13 protein-coding genes and 1 pseudogene are annotated in these 17,448 nt (G+C 72.7%); 7 read left to right on the top strand and 7 right to left on the bottom strand.

The genetic code is table 11. From position 1 onward, the window contains the following. Positions 1-65: 65 nt before the first annotated feature. The 3 genes from ACFY0D_RS09980 to ACFY0D_RS09970 all read right to left on the bottom strand — a co-directional run bounded on the left by ACFY0D_RS09980 (position 66) and on the right by ACFY0D_RS09970 (position 4,159). On the bottom strand, positions 66-521 hold the full coding sequence (locus tag ACFY0D_RS09980; protein ID WP_390797845.1) for a hypothetical protein: 456 nt from the start codon (positions 519-521) through the stop codon (positions 66-68). A gap of 63 nt (positions 522-584) precedes the next feature. Next, entirely contained in the window at positions 585-1,457 is an 873-nt protein-coding gene (locus ACFY0D_RS09975) for an ABC transporter permease (RefSeq protein ID WP_390797844.1), read from the bottom strand. Then, a complete protein-coding gene (locus tag ACFY0D_RS09970) occupies positions 1,454-4,159 on the bottom strand; it encodes an alpha/beta fold hydrolase (protein WP_390797843.1) in 2,706 nt (901 codons plus the stop codon). The genes ACFY0D_RS09975 and ACFY0D_RS09970 overlap by 4 nt, the downstream gene beginning before the upstream one ends. A 184-nt stretch (positions 4,160-4,343) precedes the next feature. Between ACFY0D_RS09970 and ACFY0D_RS09965 the strand changes: the two genes are divergently transcribed. Next, positions 4,344-5,876, top strand: coding sequence for an ATP-dependent DNA ligase (locus tag ACFY0D_RS09965; RefSeq protein WP_390797842.1), 1,533 nt, complete (start codon positions 4,344-4,346; stop codon positions 5,874-5,876). Here the strand turns inward: ACFY0D_RS09965 and ACFY0D_RS09960 are convergent. Continuing rightward, complete coding sequence (locus ACFY0D_RS09960; RefSeq protein ID WP_390797841.1) at positions 5,873-6,874, bottom strand: CorA family divalent cation transporter; 1,002 nt, start codon at positions 6,872-6,874, stop codon at positions 5,873-5,875. The two genes, ACFY0D_RS09965 and ACFY0D_RS09960, sit on opposite strands and share 4 nt — an antisense overlap. Positions 6,875-7,076: 202 nt before the next feature. On the opposite strand from ACFY0D_RS09960, the gene ACFY0D_RS09955 reads away from it, so the two are divergent. The 5 genes and pseudogenes from ACFY0D_RS09955 (at position 7,077) to ACFY0D_RS09935 (ending at position 9,636) form a co-directional block, all read left to right on the top strand. Next, positions 7,077-7,799, top strand: coding sequence for a helix-turn-helix domain-containing protein (locus ACFY0D_RS09955; protein ID WP_390797840.1), 723 nt, complete (start codon positions 7,077-7,079; stop codon positions 7,797-7,799). 16 nt (positions 7,800-7,815) lie between these two features. After that, entirely contained in the window at positions 7,816-8,007 is a 192-nt protein-coding gene (locus ACFY0D_RS09950; RefSeq protein WP_390797839.1) for a DUF6126 family protein, read from the top strand. A 5-nt stretch (positions 8,008-8,012) separates the two neighbouring features. Further along, positions 8,013-8,081: pseudogene (locus ACFY0D_RS09945) on the top strand (hypothetical protein); the annotation flags it as partial. Next, positions 8,078-9,160 carry a dihydrodipicolinate reductase gene (locus ACFY0D_RS09940; protein ID WP_390797838.1) on the top strand — a complete coding sequence of 361 codons (1,083 nt, stop codon included), beginning with the start codon at positions 8,078-8,080 and terminating at the stop codon, positions 9,158-9,160. The pseudogene ACFY0D_RS09945 and the gene ACFY0D_RS09940, both read left to right, overlap by 4 nt. Then, positions 9,157-9,636: a carboxymuconolactone decarboxylase family protein gene (locus ACFY0D_RS09935; protein WP_351163185.1), complete on the top strand. Its 480-nt coding sequence runs from the start codon at positions 9,157-9,159 to the stop codon at positions 9,634-9,636. The genes ACFY0D_RS09940 and ACFY0D_RS09935 overlap by 4 nt, the downstream gene beginning before the upstream one ends. Positions 9,637-9,718: 82 nt before the next feature. Here the strand turns inward: ACFY0D_RS09935 and ACFY0D_RS09930 are convergent, their stop codons facing one another. From ACFY0D_RS09930 to ACFY0D_RS09920, 3 genes are all read right to left on the bottom strand, one after another. Next, positions 9,719-11,359, bottom strand: a complete 1,641-nt coding sequence (locus ACFY0D_RS09930; RefSeq protein ID WP_390797837.1) for a GMC oxidoreductase — start codon at positions 11,357-11,359, stop codon at positions 9,719-9,721. Between the two features lie 73 nt (positions 11,360-11,432). Further along, positions 11,433-12,077, bottom strand: coding sequence for a DUF6629 family protein (locus ACFY0D_RS09925; protein ID WP_390797836.1), 645 nt, complete (start codon positions 12,075-12,077; stop codon positions 11,433-11,435). Between the two features lie 4 nt (positions 12,078-12,081). Continuing rightward, positions 12,082-13,566, bottom strand: coding sequence for an MFS transporter (locus ACFY0D_RS09920; protein WP_390797835.1), 1,485 nt, complete (start codon positions 13,564-13,566; stop codon positions 12,082-12,084). Positions 13,567-13,730: 164 nt separating this feature from the next. Between ACFY0D_RS09920 and ACFY0D_RS09915 the strand changes: the two genes are divergently transcribed. Beyond that, the gene (locus ACFY0D_RS09915) at positions 13,731-17,351 is read left to right on the top strand and encodes a S8 family serine peptidase (protein WP_390797834.1); all 3,621 of its coding nucleotides are present in this window, start codon (positions 13,731-13,733) and stop codon (positions 17,349-17,351) included. Positions 17,352-17,448: the final 97 nt, after the last annotated feature.

Below are 17,448 nucleotides of genomic sequence, written 5' to 3'. Positions count from 1 at the left end.
GGCCGCCTCCCAGTGGCACCGGGGCCCCGCCGCAACGCCCGATCGGCCTTGCGTCGGGCCGGGCGTCAGCCGCCCCTGTATCGCCTGGCCGCGAGACGGATCTCCTGCACGGCGCCCGGCTGCTCCAGCAGCATGGTGCCGGCCTCCTGCCCCTGGTGGTGGATGCGCAGCCGGGGGCCGTCGGCGATCACCCGCAGCTCCGGCCACGGGTGCCGCCACGGCAGGACGGAACGCTCCCACAGCTGCATTCCGCGGGTGGTCAGGCGGAGTTGGTACTGCGGCCCCTCATGCGCCGCGGGCGGTGTGTGCCCGGTGTGCGGGGGCCGGACGGTGTAGGTGCCGGTCACCGTCTCGCCGGGCTCCAGGACCGCGTCGCGCACGCCCTGCCGGCGGCCGATCCGTGCCCCGGTCCAGGCGGCGAGCCCCGACGTCGGCACGGCCACGGCCGCCACCAGCCACCAGGGCAGCGCCGCCTCCATCCCCGAGCCGACGACCGCCGCCACCGCGGCGAGTGCCAACACGGCGCCGCCGGCCGGCCCCGCGCGCCCCAGGCGCCTCGGGGAACAGCCGTGTTCCGTACGGGCCTAGGACACGATGTCCTTGCGTGAGAATCCCCGGAAGGCGAGGGCGAACAGCACCAAGGCGTACGACACCGACACCACCGTTCCCTTGATCATCCCGCCCCACTCCAGCTGCGGCTGCAAGGCGTCCGCCCACGCGAACTGCCAGTGCGCCGGCAGGAACTCCCGCCACGATCCGAGGGCCGTCACCGCGTCCAGCACGTTGCCGACGATCGTCAGCCCGACCGCCCCGCCCACCGCGCCCAGCGGCGCGTCCGTCCGCGTCGACAGCCAGAACGCCAGACCCGCCGTCACCAGCTGCGACACGAAGACGAAGGCCACCGCCAGCGCGAGCCGCGGCACGGTGTCCCCGACCGCCAGTGCCCCGCCCGCGGGGAGCTTCAGCGGCCCCCACCCGTACGCGGCCGTGCCCGCCGCCAGCGCCACCGCCGGCAGCAGCACCATCGCCGCCAGGCTGAAGCCCAGCGCCACCACCAGCTTGCTCCACAGCAGCCGCGCCCGAGGCACCGGCGAGGCCAGCAGGTAGCGCAGCGAGGACCAGCTCGCCTCCGACGCCACGGTGTCCCCGCAGAACAGCGCCACCGGCACCACCAGCAGGAAGCCGGCCGAGACGAACAGACAGGTCGCGGCGAAGTTCGCACCCGAGGCCGTGGCCGTGTCGATCAGCGTGACGCGGCCGTTCCCGCCGCCCCGGCTGCCCGGCCCGCCGCCCACCGCGAACGCGATCATCAGAATGAAGGGCAGCGCGGCCAGCACCCCGCCCATCACCAGCGTCCGCCGCCGGCGCCACTGCCGCAGCGCCTCCACGCGCAGCGGCAGCGTACGGCTCGCCCGGTAGCCCGGAGCCACCTCCCGTACCGTCGTCGCCGTACTCACGCCGCACCTCCGATCAGGGTGAGGAACGCGTCCTCCAGTCGCCGGTGCGGTCCCACTCCGCTCACCGGCACCTCCAGCCGTACGAGTTCGGCGATCAGCCCCGCGGCCGTCGCGCCTTCGAGCCGTACGAGCAGCCCGTCATCGGCGGCCACCACGGAACCCACTCCCTCCAGCGCCGCCACCTTCTCGACGCTCACCTCGTCCACCGGCTCCGCCAGCGTCACCAGCAGCGTGTCCCCGCCGCCGGTGATCTCGGAGACCTCGCCCGCGGCGACCCGCTGCCCGCGGTCCATGACCACCAGGTGCGTACAGGACTGCTCCACCTCCGACAGCAGGTGACTGGAGACGATGACCGTCCGCCCGCCCGCGGCGTAGCGGATCATCACGTCCCGCATCTCCCGGATCTGCGGCGGGTCCAGACCGTTCGTCGGCTCGTCGAGGATCAGCAGGTCCGGCATTCCGAGCATCGCCTGCGCGATCGCGAGGCGCTGGCGCATGCCCTGCGAGTACGTGCGCACCGCGCGCTCCAGCGCGTCGCCGAGCCCGGCGATCTCCAGGGCCTCCGCCATGTGCGAGTCCTCGGCCGGGCGGCCGGTGGCCTGCCAGTAGAGCTCCAGATTGGCCCGGCCCGTCAGGTGCGGGAGGAATCCGGCGCCCTCCACGAAGGCCCCGACCCGTGACAGCACGGGCGCCCCGGCCCGTACCGCGTGCCCGAACACCCGGATCTCCCCGGCGTCCGGCGAGATCAGCCCCATCAGCATCCGCAGGGTGGTGGTCTTCCCGGCCCCGTTGGGCCCGAGCAGCCCCAGTACCTGCCCCTTCTCGACGCGGAAGGACAGGTCCTTCACCGCGTACCGGTCCTGTGCCTTCGCGTAGCGCTTCGTCAGTCCGGTGATCTCCAGGGGTACGTCGGCCAGGGCCGCGTCCGGCTGCGCCGCGCCGGACCCCGGCCCGGTGGCCCCCCGGCCGGTCCGCCGCAGGCCCAGCAGCGCCGCGGCCAGCGCGAGCGCACCCAGCGGCAGCCACCAGGTCCAGGCGGGCAGCCCGGCCGAGGCGGTCCGCACCTGCGCGGCGACCGGCACGGCAAGCGGGCCCTCCGCGGCGACGGTGTAGGTGGCCGGCGCCGCCGGGGTCGCGTAGCCGAGGTCGGTCGCGGCGATCACCAGCCGCAGCCGGTGCCCGGCCGCCACGGAGTGGTCGATCGCGGGCAGCCGCAGCCGCACGGTCGCACCCTGCTGCGCGTCCTCCACCCGCACCGGGGCGACCAGCTGGCTCGGCAGCACCTGCTGACGGCCGTCGGGTCCCACGTCGTACACCTTGCCGAACAGGACGGCCGAGCCGTCCACGGCTGTCGACCTCACCTTTAGGGTGAGAGTCGGGGTGCCGGTGATCGTCATGTCCCCGGCCAGCGGCGCCGACTCGAAGCGGGCGTTCTGCCCGGGGAAGTCCAGAGAGAGCCCGGCCCCGAAGGCGGCGAGCTGCCCGCCGATCCCCGGGAGTGCGGACAGGGCGGGAGGCGCGCCGCCCGCCGGATTGGCGAAGGTCTGCTCCGGCCCCGCCAGGGCGAACTCCCGCGGGCCGGATTCCAGCCCTGGGTACCGGTCACCGGTCGCGCCGCGCAGGGTGACCTGGCCGTCGGTGGAGTCGATGCCTCCGGAACGCGTGACCCGGAACGCCGGGCCGGTGTCGGCGCCCGCGTCCCCCTTGAGGTGGCGGTCGAACCAGGAGGCCACCCGGGCCTCGACCCGGTCGGCCTCGCCCATTCCGCCGTCGTGCCCGCCGGCGGCCCAGTCCACGGAGACGGGCGCCCCGTTCGCCGCGATGGCCTTGGCCATGGCATCGGCCTGGTCCAGCGGGAAGAGGGAGTCGTCCTGGCCCTGCACGATCAGGGTCGGCACCTTGATCCGGCCGCCGACGGCCGACGGACTGCGCTGCTCCAGCAGGGTGCGGGCCTCGGGATCGGGCTTGCCCGCCACCGCGACGCGTTCGTACATCGCGCAGAGCTCGGGCTGGAAGCGTCCGCAGCCGGGCGCGGCGGCCGTACCGGGCCGCTGTCCCGGCAGGGCCTGCTGCATCCCGTCGGTCGAGCCACTGGTGAAGAAGATGCCGGACCAGAGCTTCTTGAAGACGCCGTTCGGGAAGAGGGCGTCCGCGAGGTTCCAGTAGGTGATCTGCGGGGCGATCGCGTCGACCCGCGGGTCGTGACCGGCCGCGAGCAGCGAGATCGCGCCGCCGTAGGAGGCCCCGGAGACGCCGACGCGCGGATCGCCGGCCGCGTCGAGCCGCACATCGGGCCGGGCCGCGAGCCAGTCGATGAGCCGGGAGACGTCCTTGACCTCGTACTCGGGGTCGTTCAGGCCGATCCGGCCCTCGGAGCGGCCGAAGCCGCGCGCCGACCAGGTGAGGACGGCGTACCCGTCCCGGGCGAGGCGCTCGGCCTGCTCGCGGACATCGTCCTTGCTGCCGCCGAAACCGTGCCCGAGGAGGACGGCGGGACGCTTTTCCGCACCGCCGCCCGCGGTGAAGTAGGAGGTGTCGATCCCGGCGCCGGGCATGTTCACGACCTGGTCCTGGCGGTGCACGGCGGGTTCGTCACCGGTCGCGGACGCGGCCGTCCACGTACCGGCCCCCGCCACGACCGCGAGCGCGGCGGCGCCCGCGAGCAGACGGTCTCGGCGGCGCCGGGGCATTCGGAGCTTCATACGGGCACCCTAAGGGCCCGTTCCCCGGGCTCCGAGCACCCACAGGCGGAACCGCCCACCTTCTCCAGGACTAGGCCGGGCCCCGCGTGTACCGCGGCTGCGGTACACGCCACACGCCCCGGCCGGTCCCGGACCGGCCCGTTCCCGACCTGCGCGGCACATCCGCGGGCGGGAGGATGGCCGCATGCTGCTGGCCGACGTCGCACGCGTGTCCCGGGAGGTCGCCGACACCTCCGCCCGGTCCCGCAAGAGCGCCCTGCTCGCCGAGCTCTTCGCCGCCGCCTCCCCCGAGGAGGCCGGCCTGGTCATATCCTATCTCTCCGGGCGCCTCCCGCAGGGCCGCCCGGGCATCGGGTGGCGCGCGCTCGCCCAGGAGATCGAACCGGCGACGGACCCCGCCTTGACCGTCCGGGACGTCGACACCGCGGTCGGCGAACTGGCGACGGTGGCGGGCACCGGGTCCGTGGAGCGGCGCGGCCGGATCCTCGCCGGCCTGCTGGGCCGGGCCACCGGGCCCGAGCAGGTGTTCCTGCGCGCCCTGCTGTCCGGCGAGGTGCGCCAGGGCGCGCTCGACGCGGTGGCCCTGGAGGGCGTGGCCGCGGCCGCCCAGGTGCCGGCCGCCGCACTGCGCCGGGCGGTGATGCTGGACGGTTCGCTGCCCCGGGTGGCGGCGGCCGTACTGGCCGAGGGTGCGCAGGCCCTGCGCACGGTCACGCTGCGCGTGGGGCAGCCCGTCCAGCCGATGCTGGCGGGCACGGCCAAGTCGGTCGCCGAGGCGCTGACGGTGCTCGGGCCGTGCGCGGTGGAGGAGAAGCTGGACGGGATCCGGGTCCAGGTCCACCGCGAGGGCGACGACGTACGGATCTACACGCGCTCGCTGGACGAGATCACCGGGCGGCTGCCGGAGGTGGCGGAGCTGGCCCGGTCGCTGCCCGTGGAGCGCTTCATCCTCGACGGGGAGGTCATCGGACGGGCGGCGGACGGCCGCCCCGTCCCCTTCCAGGAGATCGCGAGCCGGGTCGGCTCCCGGGTCGACGTCGAGGCCGCCCGGCGGACGCTCCCGGTCGCCCCCTACTTCTTCGACGTCCTGGCCGTGGGCGAGGACGTCCTCCTCGACCTGCCGGTGCGCGAGCGCTACGCGGCCCTCACCGCGCTCGTCCCCGCGGACGCCCGGGTCCGCCGCCTCGCCGTCGAGGAGCCGGGGGAGCAGGGCGCCGAGGCCGAGGAGTTCTGGGCCGAGACGCTGCGCCGCGGCCACGAGGGGGTCGTCGTCAAGGCGCTGGACTCGACCTACGCGGCGGGCCGGCGCGGCAGACACTGGCTCAAGGTCAAACCGGTGCACACCCTCGACCTGGTCGTCCTCGCCGCCGAATGGGGCCACGGGCGGCGCACCGGCCTGCTGTCGAACCTGCACCTGGGGGCGCGCACCGGCGACGGGACGTACGCCATGCTCGGCAAGACCTTCAAGGGGCTCACCGACGAGATGCTGCGCTGGCAGACGGAGCGGCTGCGCGGGCTGGCGGTCGAGGACGACGGCTTCACCGTCAGGGTCCGCCCGGAACTGGTCGTCGAGATCGCCTACGACGGCCTCCAGCGCTCCTCCCGCTACCCGGCCGGGGTGACCCTCCGCTTCGCCCGCGTCCTGCGCCACCGCCCGGACAAGACCGCGACCGAGGCGGACACGGTGGCCACGGTCCTGGCAGCACACGCCGGCTAGGGGGTGGACCGGCCGCCCTGCTCGTCGTCGAAGTCGCTGTCGTCCTCGCGCAGTCTGCGCCAGAGGCGGGTGCGGTGGAGCACGTAGAGGGCCGCGAGCAGGAAGAGCACCTGCAGGCCCACGGCGAGCAGCCAGAAGACGGCCCGGCTCTCCAGCTCGTCGGTCAGGTAGGCGAAGTTCATGCCGAAGAACCCCGTCAGGAAGGTCAGCGGCAGGAAGATCGTCGACACCACCGCCAGCCGGTTGATCACGCCGTTCCGATCGCCCGACACCAGGGAGGAGTAGCTGCCGAAGGCCCGCCGGGCGGTCTCCTGAAGGGACTCGATGTCCGTGAGCACCAGATTCGCGGTGCGCCGGTACTCGCGGACGAGCTGCCGGCGCTCCTCCTGGAAGCCGCGGTTCATCACCCGGCGCGTGACGGTCTCCTCCGCCACCCGGTGGTAGGGGAGGAGGGTGTGGTGCAGCAGGGCCGCGGTGCGCCGCAGCCGTGCCAGGCGGTAGAGCTGCTCGGGCTCGCGCCGGCGGAACATGGCGTCCTCCAGGTCCTCCACCTCCAGCAGGGCCTGGACCGCGGCCCGGCGATAGGTCTCCATCGCCTCGTCCAGCAGCAGGAACAGCATGGCCACGGAGTCCGGCGGGCTCTCGCGCGGGAACCGGGCGGTCACGTCCCCGATCAGCGGGGCCGGCCCCCGGTGGACCGTGAGGAGGTACCGCTCGGTCACCAGGGCGTGGACGTGGATGACCCGGTCCGCGTCGACCGCGGGCACGACGAACGCGCCGCTGTCCCCGAAGATCTCCGCCCGGGCCGATTCCTCCCTGCGTCCGAGCCATGCCACGTCCTCGGCCTCCAGGCCGAGCAGGTGGGTGAGCGACGGTTCGCCGGGCGCGCTGTCCTCGGGCAGTTCCACGTCCACGAACAGGAAGCGGGACGTGGCGAGACGCTCGCGTGCCTGCGACACGGGGCCGCGGGTCAGGGCACCCTCCGGCATGGACATCATCGATACGATCATCGTCCCTCGCCGTAGGTCATCCGGTGCCGTGGCTCCCAGCCTCTGCGGCGCGGAACCCCGCGCAACCGCGGTGACGCATTCGCCCGGCAACGGGCCCTCGAACAGGTGAGGCGGGGGCGCCCGCCGGCGACGATTTGCCTCAGAGGCAAGATGGTTTGCCAGTCAGGCAAGAGTCTGGCTCAATCGGGGTATGACACCCGGATCCGACACCGGCCCCGAAGGCGCGGCCGGTCCCGGCGAACCGGCGGACGAGCTGACCGCCGTCGCCCCGCAGCTGCGGGACCTGCGCCGCCGCGCCGGACTCACCCTGGAGGCCGCCGCCGCACGGGCCCGGCTCTCGCCCGCCCACCTGTCCCGCCTGGAGACCGGCCGGCGCCAGCCCTCGCTGCCGCTCCTGCTCGGACTCGCCCGCACCTACGGTACGACCGTCTCCGAGCTGCTCGGCGAGACCCCCGCCGTCGCGGATCCCATCGTACGGGCCGGCGGTCCGGGTGCCCGCGAGGCCGACGGCTGGACGTACTGGCAGGCCGGCGGCTCCGGCCGGGGCATGCAGGCACTGCGCGTCCACGTGCCTCCCCCGGCTACCGCCGGGAGGGGCCCCCGGGGCCGCAGCCAGGGCGAGCTGGTCCGCGTACACCCCGGCGAGGAATGGCTGTACGTCCTGGAAGGGCGGCTGCGGCTGCACCTGGGAGAGGCCGAGCACCTGCTGGAGCCCGGGGACAGCGCGCACTTCGACTCGCTCACACCGCACCGGATCGGCGCGGCCTCCGCGGGCGGGGCCGGCCTGCTCTTCGTCCACACCCTGCTGCAGAGCAGCCTCGCCGGGCTGTGCCTCGGCGGCGCCACCACGACCGCGCCCACCACGCCCACGCCCATGCCCATGCCCATGCCCACGACCACGCACCACCGATAGCGGAGGAGCCGTACCCATGTCCCAAGCCGAGCAGCACGCGCCCGCGCCCGCGACCGCCACCGAGACCGCGCCCACGACCATACGGGCCCGCTTCGAATCCAAGTTCCCGCGCGGCCTGATCATCCGGCTGATCGCCTACTTGTTCGTCGGTCACCTCTTCGCCTTCTTCGTCTACCTCCTCTTCGTCCTGGGAGGCCAGAACCAGTAGCGGGAGAAGACGGGCGAGTTCAGGCCGCGCGACTCTGGCAACGTCAAGGACCTGTGGCTACCCTCCGCGCATGATTTCCACGGTTGTCTGGGGTACCGGCAACGTGGGCCGTCTGGCGATCCGTGCCGTCGAGGCCCATCCCGCGCTCCAACTCTGCGCAGTCATCGTCCACAATCCAGCCAAGGCCGGCCGCGACGCGGGAGAACTCGGCGGGCTCGACCGCCTGTTGGGGGTCGAGGCCACCGACGACACCGAAGCCGTACTCGCCGCCCGCCCCCGGGCCGTGGTGTACGCCGCGTCCGGAGACATCCGGCCCGACGAGGCACTCGCCGACATCACCCGCGCCGTCCGGTCCGGCGCGGTCGTCGTCAGCCCGGCCCTGTACCCGCTCTACGACCATCGCAACGCCCCGCCCGAGTTCCGCGACCCGGTGCTCGCCGCCGTCGCGGAGGGCGGCGGCTCGCTCTTCGCCTCCGGCGTCGACCCCGGGTGGGGCAATGACGTACTCCCGCTCCTGCTCAGCGGACTCGGCACCACCATCGACGTCATCCGCTGCCAGGAGATCTTCGACTACTCCACCTACGACCAGCCGGACTCCGTCCGCCACCTCGTCGGCATGGGGCAGCCCATGGACTTCGAGCCGATGATGCTCATGCCCTCGATCCCCACCATGGTGTGGGGCGGGCAGATACGGATGATGGCCCGGGCGCTCGGGGTCGAACTCGACGAGATCCGCGAGACGTCGGACCGCCGCGCACTCGACACCACGGTGACCACCAGGACCATGGGAGCGTTCGAGGCCGGCACCCAGGGGGCGATCCGCTTCGAGGTACAGGGCATCGTCGAGGGCGAGCCCCGCATCGTCATCGAGCACGTCACCCGCATCCACGCCTCGTGCGCACCGGACTGGCCCGTGCCGCCCGACGGCGGCGACGGTGCCCACCGGGTCGTCATCGAGGGCCGGCCGCGCATCGAGGTCACCATCGAGGCCACGGACGAGGGCGAGAACCGCTCGGCGGGCGGCAACGCCACCGCCGTCGGCCGCCTCGTAGGCGCCATCGACTGGCTCGTCGAGGCGGAACCCGGACTCTACGACGCCCTCGACATCCCGCTGCGCCCCGCCATCGGCAGACTCGGAAGGAAACAGTCATGAGGATCGACATCCCCGAAGGCCAGCACCCCATCGAGTACGTCTGGGGCGACCTGGTCCCCGGCATCGGCATGGCCGCCGCGAACTTCTCCCTGTCGGTGTACGCCCACACCACCCTGGGCCTGCGCGAGTTCGAGGCGGCCCGGCTGCGCGTCGCGCAGATCAACGGGTGCGTCTTCTGCCTGGACTGGCGCACCGAGCGGGAGGGGGAGAAGGTCGAGGAGGAGTTCTCCGACGCGGTCACCGAGTGGCGTACGACGGACGCGTTCGACGAGCGCACCCGGCTGGCGGCGGAGTACGCCGAGCGGTACACCCTCGACCACCACGGGCTCGACGAGGAGTTCTGGGACCGGATGACCGCGCACTACAGCCAGCTGGAGATCGTGGAGCTGACGATGAGCATCGGGTCCTGGCTCGCCTTCGGCCGGCTCAACCACGTGCTCGGCCTGGACAGTGTCTGCGTGCTGCCCGGGCACTGAGCGGCGACGGGCGCGGCACACAGGCAAAAGGGGCCGTTCGGGAGATCCGAACGGCCCCGGCCGCTGGGGGGAGGACGCGGCTCTACGGAAGGTCGGTGGCGATGATCTTCTCTATGTTGCGTTCGGCGAGTGCCGTGATGGTGACGAAGGGATTCACGCTCGCGTTGCCGGGGATGAGCGCGCCGTCGATCACGTACAGGCCGGTGTAGCCGTGCAGGCGCCCGTAGTTGTCGGTCGCCTTGTTCAGGACCGCGCCGCCGAGCGGGTGGTAGGTGAGGGTGTCGTTCCAGATCTTGTTGCCACCGAACAGGTCGGTCCGGTAGATCGTGCCCTCCTTCGAGTTGATCTTGTCGAAGATCGTCTTGGCCATGGAGATGGACGGCTGCTTCCAGGCGGTCTGCCAGCTCAGCTCGGCCGTGCCCGTCGCCGCGTTCCAGGTGAACTCGGCGCGGTTCGGGTTCTTGGTGATCGACAGGTAGAACGAGGCGTACGTCTCGATCCCGGTGGGGAGCGGTGCGACCTCGGCGAACGCGCCGCCCGCGTCCCAGTTGTCGATGCCCGAACAGGGGATGGTCGACTGGAGCTTGCCGGTCGGGTCCCACAGGTGGTTGGCGCGGCCGCACATGACGTTGCCGTTCTCGCCCCAGCCCTTGCCGACCTCGCCGTTGAGGTTCGGCAGCGCTCCGGTGGCCTTCAGCTTGACCAGGAGCTTGCTGGTGCCGACGCTGCCGGCCGCGAAGAAGACCCGGTCCGCGGTCACCGACTTGGTGGCCACGGTGTCACCGGTGGTGTTGATCTGGTCGATGGTGACCGTGTAGCCGCCTCCCGCCGCCGGGGAGACCGAGGTCACCTTGTGGAGTGCGGAGATGGCGACCCGGCCGGTGGCCTTCGCCTGCGCGAGATAGGTCTGGACGAGCGACTTCTTGCCGGCGTTGTTGCCGTAGAGGATCTCGCCGGCCAGGGCCGACTTGGTGGCGGTGCCGGCGGCCTCCCGCTTCATGTAGTCCCAGTCGTACACGTCGGGTACGAAGGTCCAGGCGAAGCCGGAGCGCTGGGCGTGCTTGCGGCCGACGCGCGAGAACTGGTAGCAGTCGGCGGTGTCGAACCAGGCCGGGTCGATCATGCCGACCCCGAGACCGGCGTTGGCCCTCGGGTAGTAGGTGGAGTACATCTCGTCGGCGTCCACCGAGGGGAGGACGGCGGCGAAGTTCGCGCGCTTGGGCGTGACCGCCATGCCGCCGTTGACCAGCGAACCGCCGCCGACCCCGCGGCCCTGGTAGACCGTGATGCCGGCGAAGTCCTCGGCGTCCAGGATCCCGGTGTACTTCGGGACGTCCTTGTCGATCGGGAAGCCGAGGAAGTTGCTCAGCGGCGCCTTGGTCCGGGTGCGCAGCCAGAAGGACCGGTAGTCCGGGCTGGTCACCTTGGGGAAGATCTTGCCGTCCGAGCCGGGCGTGTCCCAGGACATGCCCATCTCGATCATCTGCACGTCCACGCCGGCCTGCGCCAGCCGCAGGGCCGCCACCGATCCGCCGTAGCCGGTGCCGATGACCAGGGCCGGCACGCGGGCACCGTCGGAGATCGGGCCGGGTGGGGCGGCCGCCTGGGCCGGGGTGATGTGGCCCGCCAGGGCCATGGCCCCGATAACAGAACCTGTTCTACCGAGAAATCCACGACGGGAGATCCCGTTCGAGCTCTTTCTGGACAGCGGTTTATCGCTCATGTGACGTTCCTCACTCGGCGGCAGAATGGGAACGAGTTCTACTGCCGCCCGCGTGTGAAGTCACTACATACGTCTAGGTAACTTTCGGTCGATCACGTGACAGGGGGAGCGGGTACGGGCGCCGGACCCAGCCCCAGACCAGCAGCGACGCGACCGCCGCGAAGGCGCACCAGGTGGAGGCGAATTCCAGCCGCCACAGCGCTGAGCAGGCCAGCGCCCCCACCGCCAGCACCACGCCGAGGGTCCCGAGCCGCCGGTCGCCCCCGAGCAGCAGGGAGCCCAGAGTGGCGAACAGGTAGCCCGTCAGCACCAGCGGCATCCACGGAACATTCACGCCGTAGCCGATGGTGTGGCCCCGGATCTCGGCGGTCACCGGCCGGGTCGCGAGGCAGTACGAGAGCACCGCGGCGGCGGCCAGACCCGCGGCCATGGGCCCCCACAGGCGGCGCCGGACCTCGGGCGCGGCCGCCAGCAGGACCCCGGCCGGCACCCAGAGCGCCAGCAGCGGCAGGGCGATCACCGCCCAGGCCGTGGAGGCCGGGGAGCAGCCGCCGCCGGTGCCCCAGACGGCGGCCTCCATCAGCTGGTGCGTGCCCAGCAGCAACGGCAGCGCGGCGACCGGCAGGTCGCGGGCCCGCCGTACCCGCGCCAGGCACACGATCCCGGCGGCGGAGATGGCCGCGCCCGCCACCAGATCGGCCGTCCCGCTCCAGCACACGGGATCAGCCGGACTCCTCACGGGGTTCGAGCGGCGGGGCCGTCACCGCGCAGTACGTGTGGCACTGCGGGTGGCATGCCTCGGCGGGCGCGGGGGAGCGTACGGTCGCCCAGGCCAGGGCGGCACCGGCCACGAACGCCCCGGTGCACCAGAGCATGGCCCGCCCGAAAGCGGCGTCGAACTGGGTCGCCGAGCGGTACGACTCCGGCCCCATTCCGGACAGCAGCGGCAGCGCCGCCACCGCGAGCAGCCCGGCGACGCGTGCCGCCGCGTTGTTGATGCCGCTGGCCAGGCCCGCCCGGCCGGGATCCACCGACGCGAGCACGGTCGAGGTCAGCGGGGCCACCAGGGCCACGAGGCCCATGCCCATGACGACCATCGCGGGCAGCACGTCCCGTACGTAGGAGGCCTCGGGCCCCACCCGCAGCATCAGCAGCGTCCCGCCCGCACAGAGCAGCGGCCCCACCGTGAGCGGGATGCGCGGCCCGATCCGCTCCCCGAGCTCACCCGAGCGCGCCGACAGGAGGAGCATGAGAAGGGTCGTCGGCAGCATCGCGGCCCCGGCGGCCAGCGCCGAGTAGCCGGAGACCACCTGGAGCTGGAGCACGACGAGGAAGAAGAACCCGCCGATGGCCGCGTACACGCACAGGGTGACGAGGTTGACGGCGGTGAACAGCCGGGACGCGAAGATGTCCGGCGGCACCATCGGATCGGGCCGCCGCCGCTCCACGTAGACGAAGGCGATGCCCAGCAGGACTCCGAGCACCGCCGCGACGATCACTGCCGCCGCTCCCGACCGGGCCTCGATCAGCGCGTAGGTGACCAGCCCCAGGGCGCTCGCACCGAGTGCCGCCCCGGCCACGTCGAACCGCCCGTGCGCCTGCGGGTCCCGCGACTCCGGTACGTGCCGCAGCGCGACCGGCACGCACACCGCGGCCAGCGGAACGTTCAGCAGGAACACCCACCGCCAGCCCGGCCCGTCCACCAGCCAGCCGCCGAGGAACGGTCCCACGGCCGCGCCCACCCCGCCGAGTCCCGACCACAGGCCGATCGCCCGGCCCCGGTCCTCGGCGCGGATGGACGCCTGGATCAGGGCCAGGGAGCCGGGCGCCAGCAGCGCCCCGCCGATGCCCTGCAGGGCCCGGGCGGCGATCAGCACCCCGGCGTTCGGCGCGATGCCGCACAGCAGCGAGCCGACCGCGAACCACACCACGCCGAGCACGAAGATCCGGCGCCGCCCGAAGCGGTCGCTCAGCGACCCGCCGACCAGGATCAGCCCGGCCAGGGTCAGCAGGTAGGCGTTCACCGTCCACTGGAGCACCGCCAGATCGGCGTCGAGATCCTCCCCGATGCGCGGCAGCGCCACGTTCACCACGGTCCCGTCCAGCATGGCCATGGTCGACCCGAGCACGGTGGTCAGCAGGATCCACCGGCCACGCGCGGACGCGATCGGGACACCGGCTCCGGACGGCTCGGCGGGTGCAGTCATGTCTTCAGGCTGGCCCGCGCGGCCGGTACGGGCCACCGGGGCGGGCCGCAGGACGGCCGAAAAGCCCCCCTTGTAATGAGCATGACGTCTCCTTCACCATGACCCGCGCACGTCACGCGCACCCTTCCCGCACAACCCGCACACGGCGTACGAGGAGACAACACGTGGCTCAACGCGACAACCGGTCCCCACGAGCCTTACGGCCCACAAGGTCGGCAAGGCCCGCACGGTCCTTACGCACGGCGCTCGCCGCCCTCACCTCGGTCCTGCTCCTGCCGATCGGCGCGGGCGTCGCCGCGGCCGCGCCGGACCCCGGCCCCGCCGCCCCGACCGCGGCCGAGCGCAAGATCGAACCGGGGCTCCGTGCCCAGCTCGACGAGTCCGCCAAGGCGGCCTTCTGGGTCTACCTCGACAGCGCCGCCGACCTCACCGCCGCGGGGAAGCAGCAGACCCGCGCCGCCAAGGCCGAAACGGTTCTGCGGATCAAGAAGGACCACGCCGCGCGCAGCCAGGCCGAGGTCGTCAAGGCCCTGCAGGGCGCCGGCGCCGAGTACACCTCGTACTGGATCGTGAACGCCGTGCGCGTCGTCGGCAGCCAGAAGCTCGCCGGGACCCTCGCCCAGCGCCCCGAGGTCGCCCGGATCGACGCCGACGACAAGGTCGCCCTCCCCAAGCCCACCGAGGGCAAGCGGGAGAAGGCCGTCGCCGACGCGATCGAGTGGAACATCGACCGGATCAAGGCCCCGCAGGTCTGGGACCAGGTCGGGGTGCGCGGCGAGGGCATCGTCGTCGCGAACATCGACAGCGGCGTGGACTACACCCACCCGGCCGTGAACAACCAGTACCGCGGCAAGAAGGCGGACGGCACGTACGACCACGCCTACAACTGGTTCGACCCGGCCGGCGTGTGCACCACCGCGGCACCGTGCGACAACAACGACCACGGCACCCACACCATGGGCACGATGGTCGGCGACGACGGCGGCGCCAACAAGATCGGCGTGGCCCCCGGCGCCAAGTGGATCGCGGCCAAGGGCTGCGAGTCGAACTCCTGCTCCGAGGCCTCCCTCCTCGCCTCGGGTCAGTGGATCGTCGCCCCGACCGATCCGAGCGGCCAGAACCCGCGGCCCGACCTCGCCCCGCACATCGTCAACAACTCCTGGGGCGGGAGCGGCGGCGACACCTGGTACCAGCAGGTCGTCGACACCTGGCGGGCCGCCGGCATCTTCCCGGCCTTCTCCAACGGCAACGCCGGCCCGAGCTGCAACACCGCCGGCTCGCCCGGCGACTACGCCAGCTCCTACAGCTCCGGCGCCTTCGACATCAACAACGCGATCGCGTCCTTCTCCTCGCGCGGCGCCGGCCCCGGCGGCATCGTCAAGCCGAACATCGCCGCCCCCGGCGTGAACGTCCGCTCCTCCGTCCCCGGCGGCGGATACGAGGCCTTCTCCGGCACCTCGATGGCCTCACCGCACACCGCGGCCGCCGTCGCCCTGCTCTGGTCGGCCGCACCCGCCCTGGAAGGCGACATCGCGCAGACCGAGTCGCTCCTGGACGGCACCGCCCTGGACACCGACAGCAGCCAGTGCGGCGGCAACGCCGCCGACAACAACGTCTTCGGAGAAGGCCGCCTCGACGTCCTCGCCGCCGTGACCGCCGCCCCGCGCGGCGCCATCGGCGCCCTCGGCGGCACCGTACGCTCCGGCGACCAGCCCGTCGCGGGCGTGAAGATCACCGCCGACGGCCCGATCGACCGTACGGCCACCACCGCGGCCGACGGCAGCTACCGCTTCGCCTCCCTCTCGGTCGGCGACTACACCCTGACCGCCGCCAAGTTCGGCTACGGACAGCAGACCGCGACGGCCACGGTGACCGAGAACGGCACCGCCACCGGCGACTTCACGCTCACCCAGGCCGCCTCCGGCAAGCTCACCGGCACCGTCTCCTCAGCCGCCGGCCCCGCCGCGGGCGCCTCCGTCACCATTGCCGACACCCCGGTGACCGCGACCGCCGACGCCCAGGGCCGCTTCGAGGTCACCCTGCCGCACGGCACGTACGACGTGAACGCCACCCACGCCTCCCGCTGCGTCACCGGCGGCACGGCGAAGGTCACCGTCGCCGGCGACGCCACCGTCGCGGTGAACCTGCCCGAACGCACCGACGGCTACGGCTACGCCTGCGCCGCCGCGGGCGACCGCCCGTACGCCGAGGGCAACCGCCAGCTCGCGCTCACCGGTGACAACACCACCGAGCGCGTCGACCTGCCCTTCCCGCTGCCCCTGTACGGCAAGACGTACGGCCAGGCCTGGATCGGCACCAACGGCACCGTCAGCTTCGGCGGCAACAACACCGGCGACATCAACGGGGACCTCCCGAGCACGGCCACGCCCAACGCGGCCCTGTACCCGTTCTGGGACGACCTCGTCGTCGGCGCCGCGGGCAGCGGCTCCGGCGTCTTCACCGGAGTCACGGGCACCGCTCCGCACCGCAGCTACGTGATCGAGTGGCGCCAGGTGTCCCACTGGTCGGCGCAGGCCGACAAGTTCTCCTTCTCGGCCACGATCGGCGAGGACGGCACCGTCTCCTACTCCTACAAGGGGACCGGCGGCACCGGCATCAAGGGCGGCTCCACGGCCACCGTCGGTGTCGAGAACGCGGCAGGCACCGACGCCTTCAAGTACTCCTTCAACACCGCGGTCATCACGGACGGCCTCTCCATCGCCTTCCGCACCACCAAGAGCGGTGTGGTGGCCGGCCGGGTGCTCGACGCCAACGACGGCAACGGCGTCGCGGGCGCCACGGTGACCGTCGGCACGGGCGACACGGCGGTGTCCGCCACCACGGCCGCGGACGGCGGATACGTCGTCCAGAGCCCGTCGGGCTCGCTCCCCGTCTCACTGGCGGCACCCCAGTACGAGTCCGCCACGGCGACGGTGAACGTCAAGGCCGCCGACGTCACGGCGGTCACACAGTCCCTGCGCACCGGAAAGGTGACGGCGTCCAAGCCGTCCCTGGAGGTCGTCCTCCCGGCGAACCAGCAGCGGACCCGGACCCTGGACCTGACCAACCCGGGCCTCGGCACGGAGTTCACGGTGTCCGAGGACGCGACCTGGCTGACCGCGACACCGGCGACCGGCACCCTCGCGACCGGCGCGAAGACCCCGCTCACCCTTTCGGTCGACACGACCGGACTGACCCCGGGCGCGGTCCTGACCACCGACCTGAAGATCACCTCGGCGAGCGGCCGGACCCCGGTGCTCTCCGTCCCGGTCAAGGTCGTCGTCCCGCGCTACCAGGTCGGCCTGGACGCGGGATCCGGCTACACCACCACGGACGGCCTGGGTGACGCCTGGTCCCCGGACCGCAAGTACACGCCCGGCTCCTACGGCTACCAGGGCAACAGCACCGTGGAGGCCACCGGCCGCACCATCGCCGGCACGGACGAGCAGCGGCTGTTCCGCAACGCCCGTGAGGGCATGTACGAGTACCGCTTCGACAACGTGCCGAACGGTTCCTACACGGTGGAGCTCGGCTTCGCGGAACTCTCCTCCACCAAGCCCAACAAGCGCGTCTTCGACGTCCTGGCCGAGGGCACGCAGGTCCTGCCCTCCCTGGACATCTCCCTGGAGGCGGGCACGTACAAGGCCCTGACCCGCACGTACACGGTCACGGTCACGGACGGGGTCCTCAACGTCCGCTTCGTCACGCACAGCGGATTCGGCAAGCCCCTGCTGAACACCCTGCGGGTGACCGACCGCCCGGACAAGAGCCAGCCCGGCCGGTAGAACACGGGGGCGGGGTGCCTACGGGCGCCCCGCCCCTTCCTGCTGCGGGGGACGGGGGCAGGAGGTAGGGGGCACGGGCGCATTCGGGTGGCCGGAG

Origin of the sequence: Streptomyces sp. NPDC001502, from assembly GCF_042894785.1 — a bacterium.
Classification (GTDB): Bacteria; Actinomycetota; Actinomycetes; order Streptomycetales; family Streptomycetaceae; genus Streptomyces; species Streptomyces kutzneri.
Note: the sequence above shows the minus strand (reverse complement) of the source record. Positions and strands in the feature narration are given on the sequence as shown.

What these genes read in the sequence shown, in the direction of transcription:
- ACFY0D_RS09970 (WP_390797843.1), bottom strand. Translation starts at nt 4,159, where the DNA reads ATGAAGCTCCGAATGCCCCGGCGCCGCCGAGACCGTCTGCTCGCGGGC.
- ACFY0D_RS09965 (WP_390797842.1), top strand. Translation starts at nt 4,344, where the DNA reads ATGCTGCTGGCCGACGTCGCACGCGTGTCCCGGGAGGTCGCCGACACC.
- ACFY0D_RS09960 (WP_390797841.1), bottom strand. Translation starts at nt 6,874, where the DNA reads ATGATGTCCATGCCGGAGGGTGCCCTGACCCGCGGCCCCGTGTCGCAG.
- ACFY0D_RS09955 (WP_390797840.1), top strand. Translation starts at nt 7,077, where the DNA reads ATGACACCCGGATCCGACACCGGCCCCGAAGGCGCGGCCGGTCCCGGC.
- ACFY0D_RS09950 (WP_390797839.1), top strand. Translation starts at nt 7,816, where the DNA reads ATGTCCCAAGCCGAGCAGCACGCGCCCGCGCCCGCGACCGCCACCGAG.
- ACFY0D_RS09940 (WP_390797838.1), top strand. Translation starts at nt 8,078, where the DNA reads ATGATTTCCACGGTTGTCTGGGGTACCGGCAACGTGGGCCGTCTGGCG.
- ACFY0D_RS09935 (WP_351163185.1), top strand. Translation starts at nt 9,157, where the DNA reads ATGAGGATCGACATCCCCGAAGGCCAGCACCCCATCGAGTACGTCTGG.
- ACFY0D_RS09930 (WP_390797837.1), bottom strand. Translation starts at nt 11,359, where the DNA reads ATGAGCGATAAACCGCTGTCCAGAAAGAGCTCGAACGGGATCTCCCGT.
- ACFY0D_RS09920 (WP_390797835.1), bottom strand. Translation starts at nt 13,566, where the DNA reads ATGACTGCACCCGCCGAGCCGTCCGGAGCCGGTGTCCCGATCGCGTCC.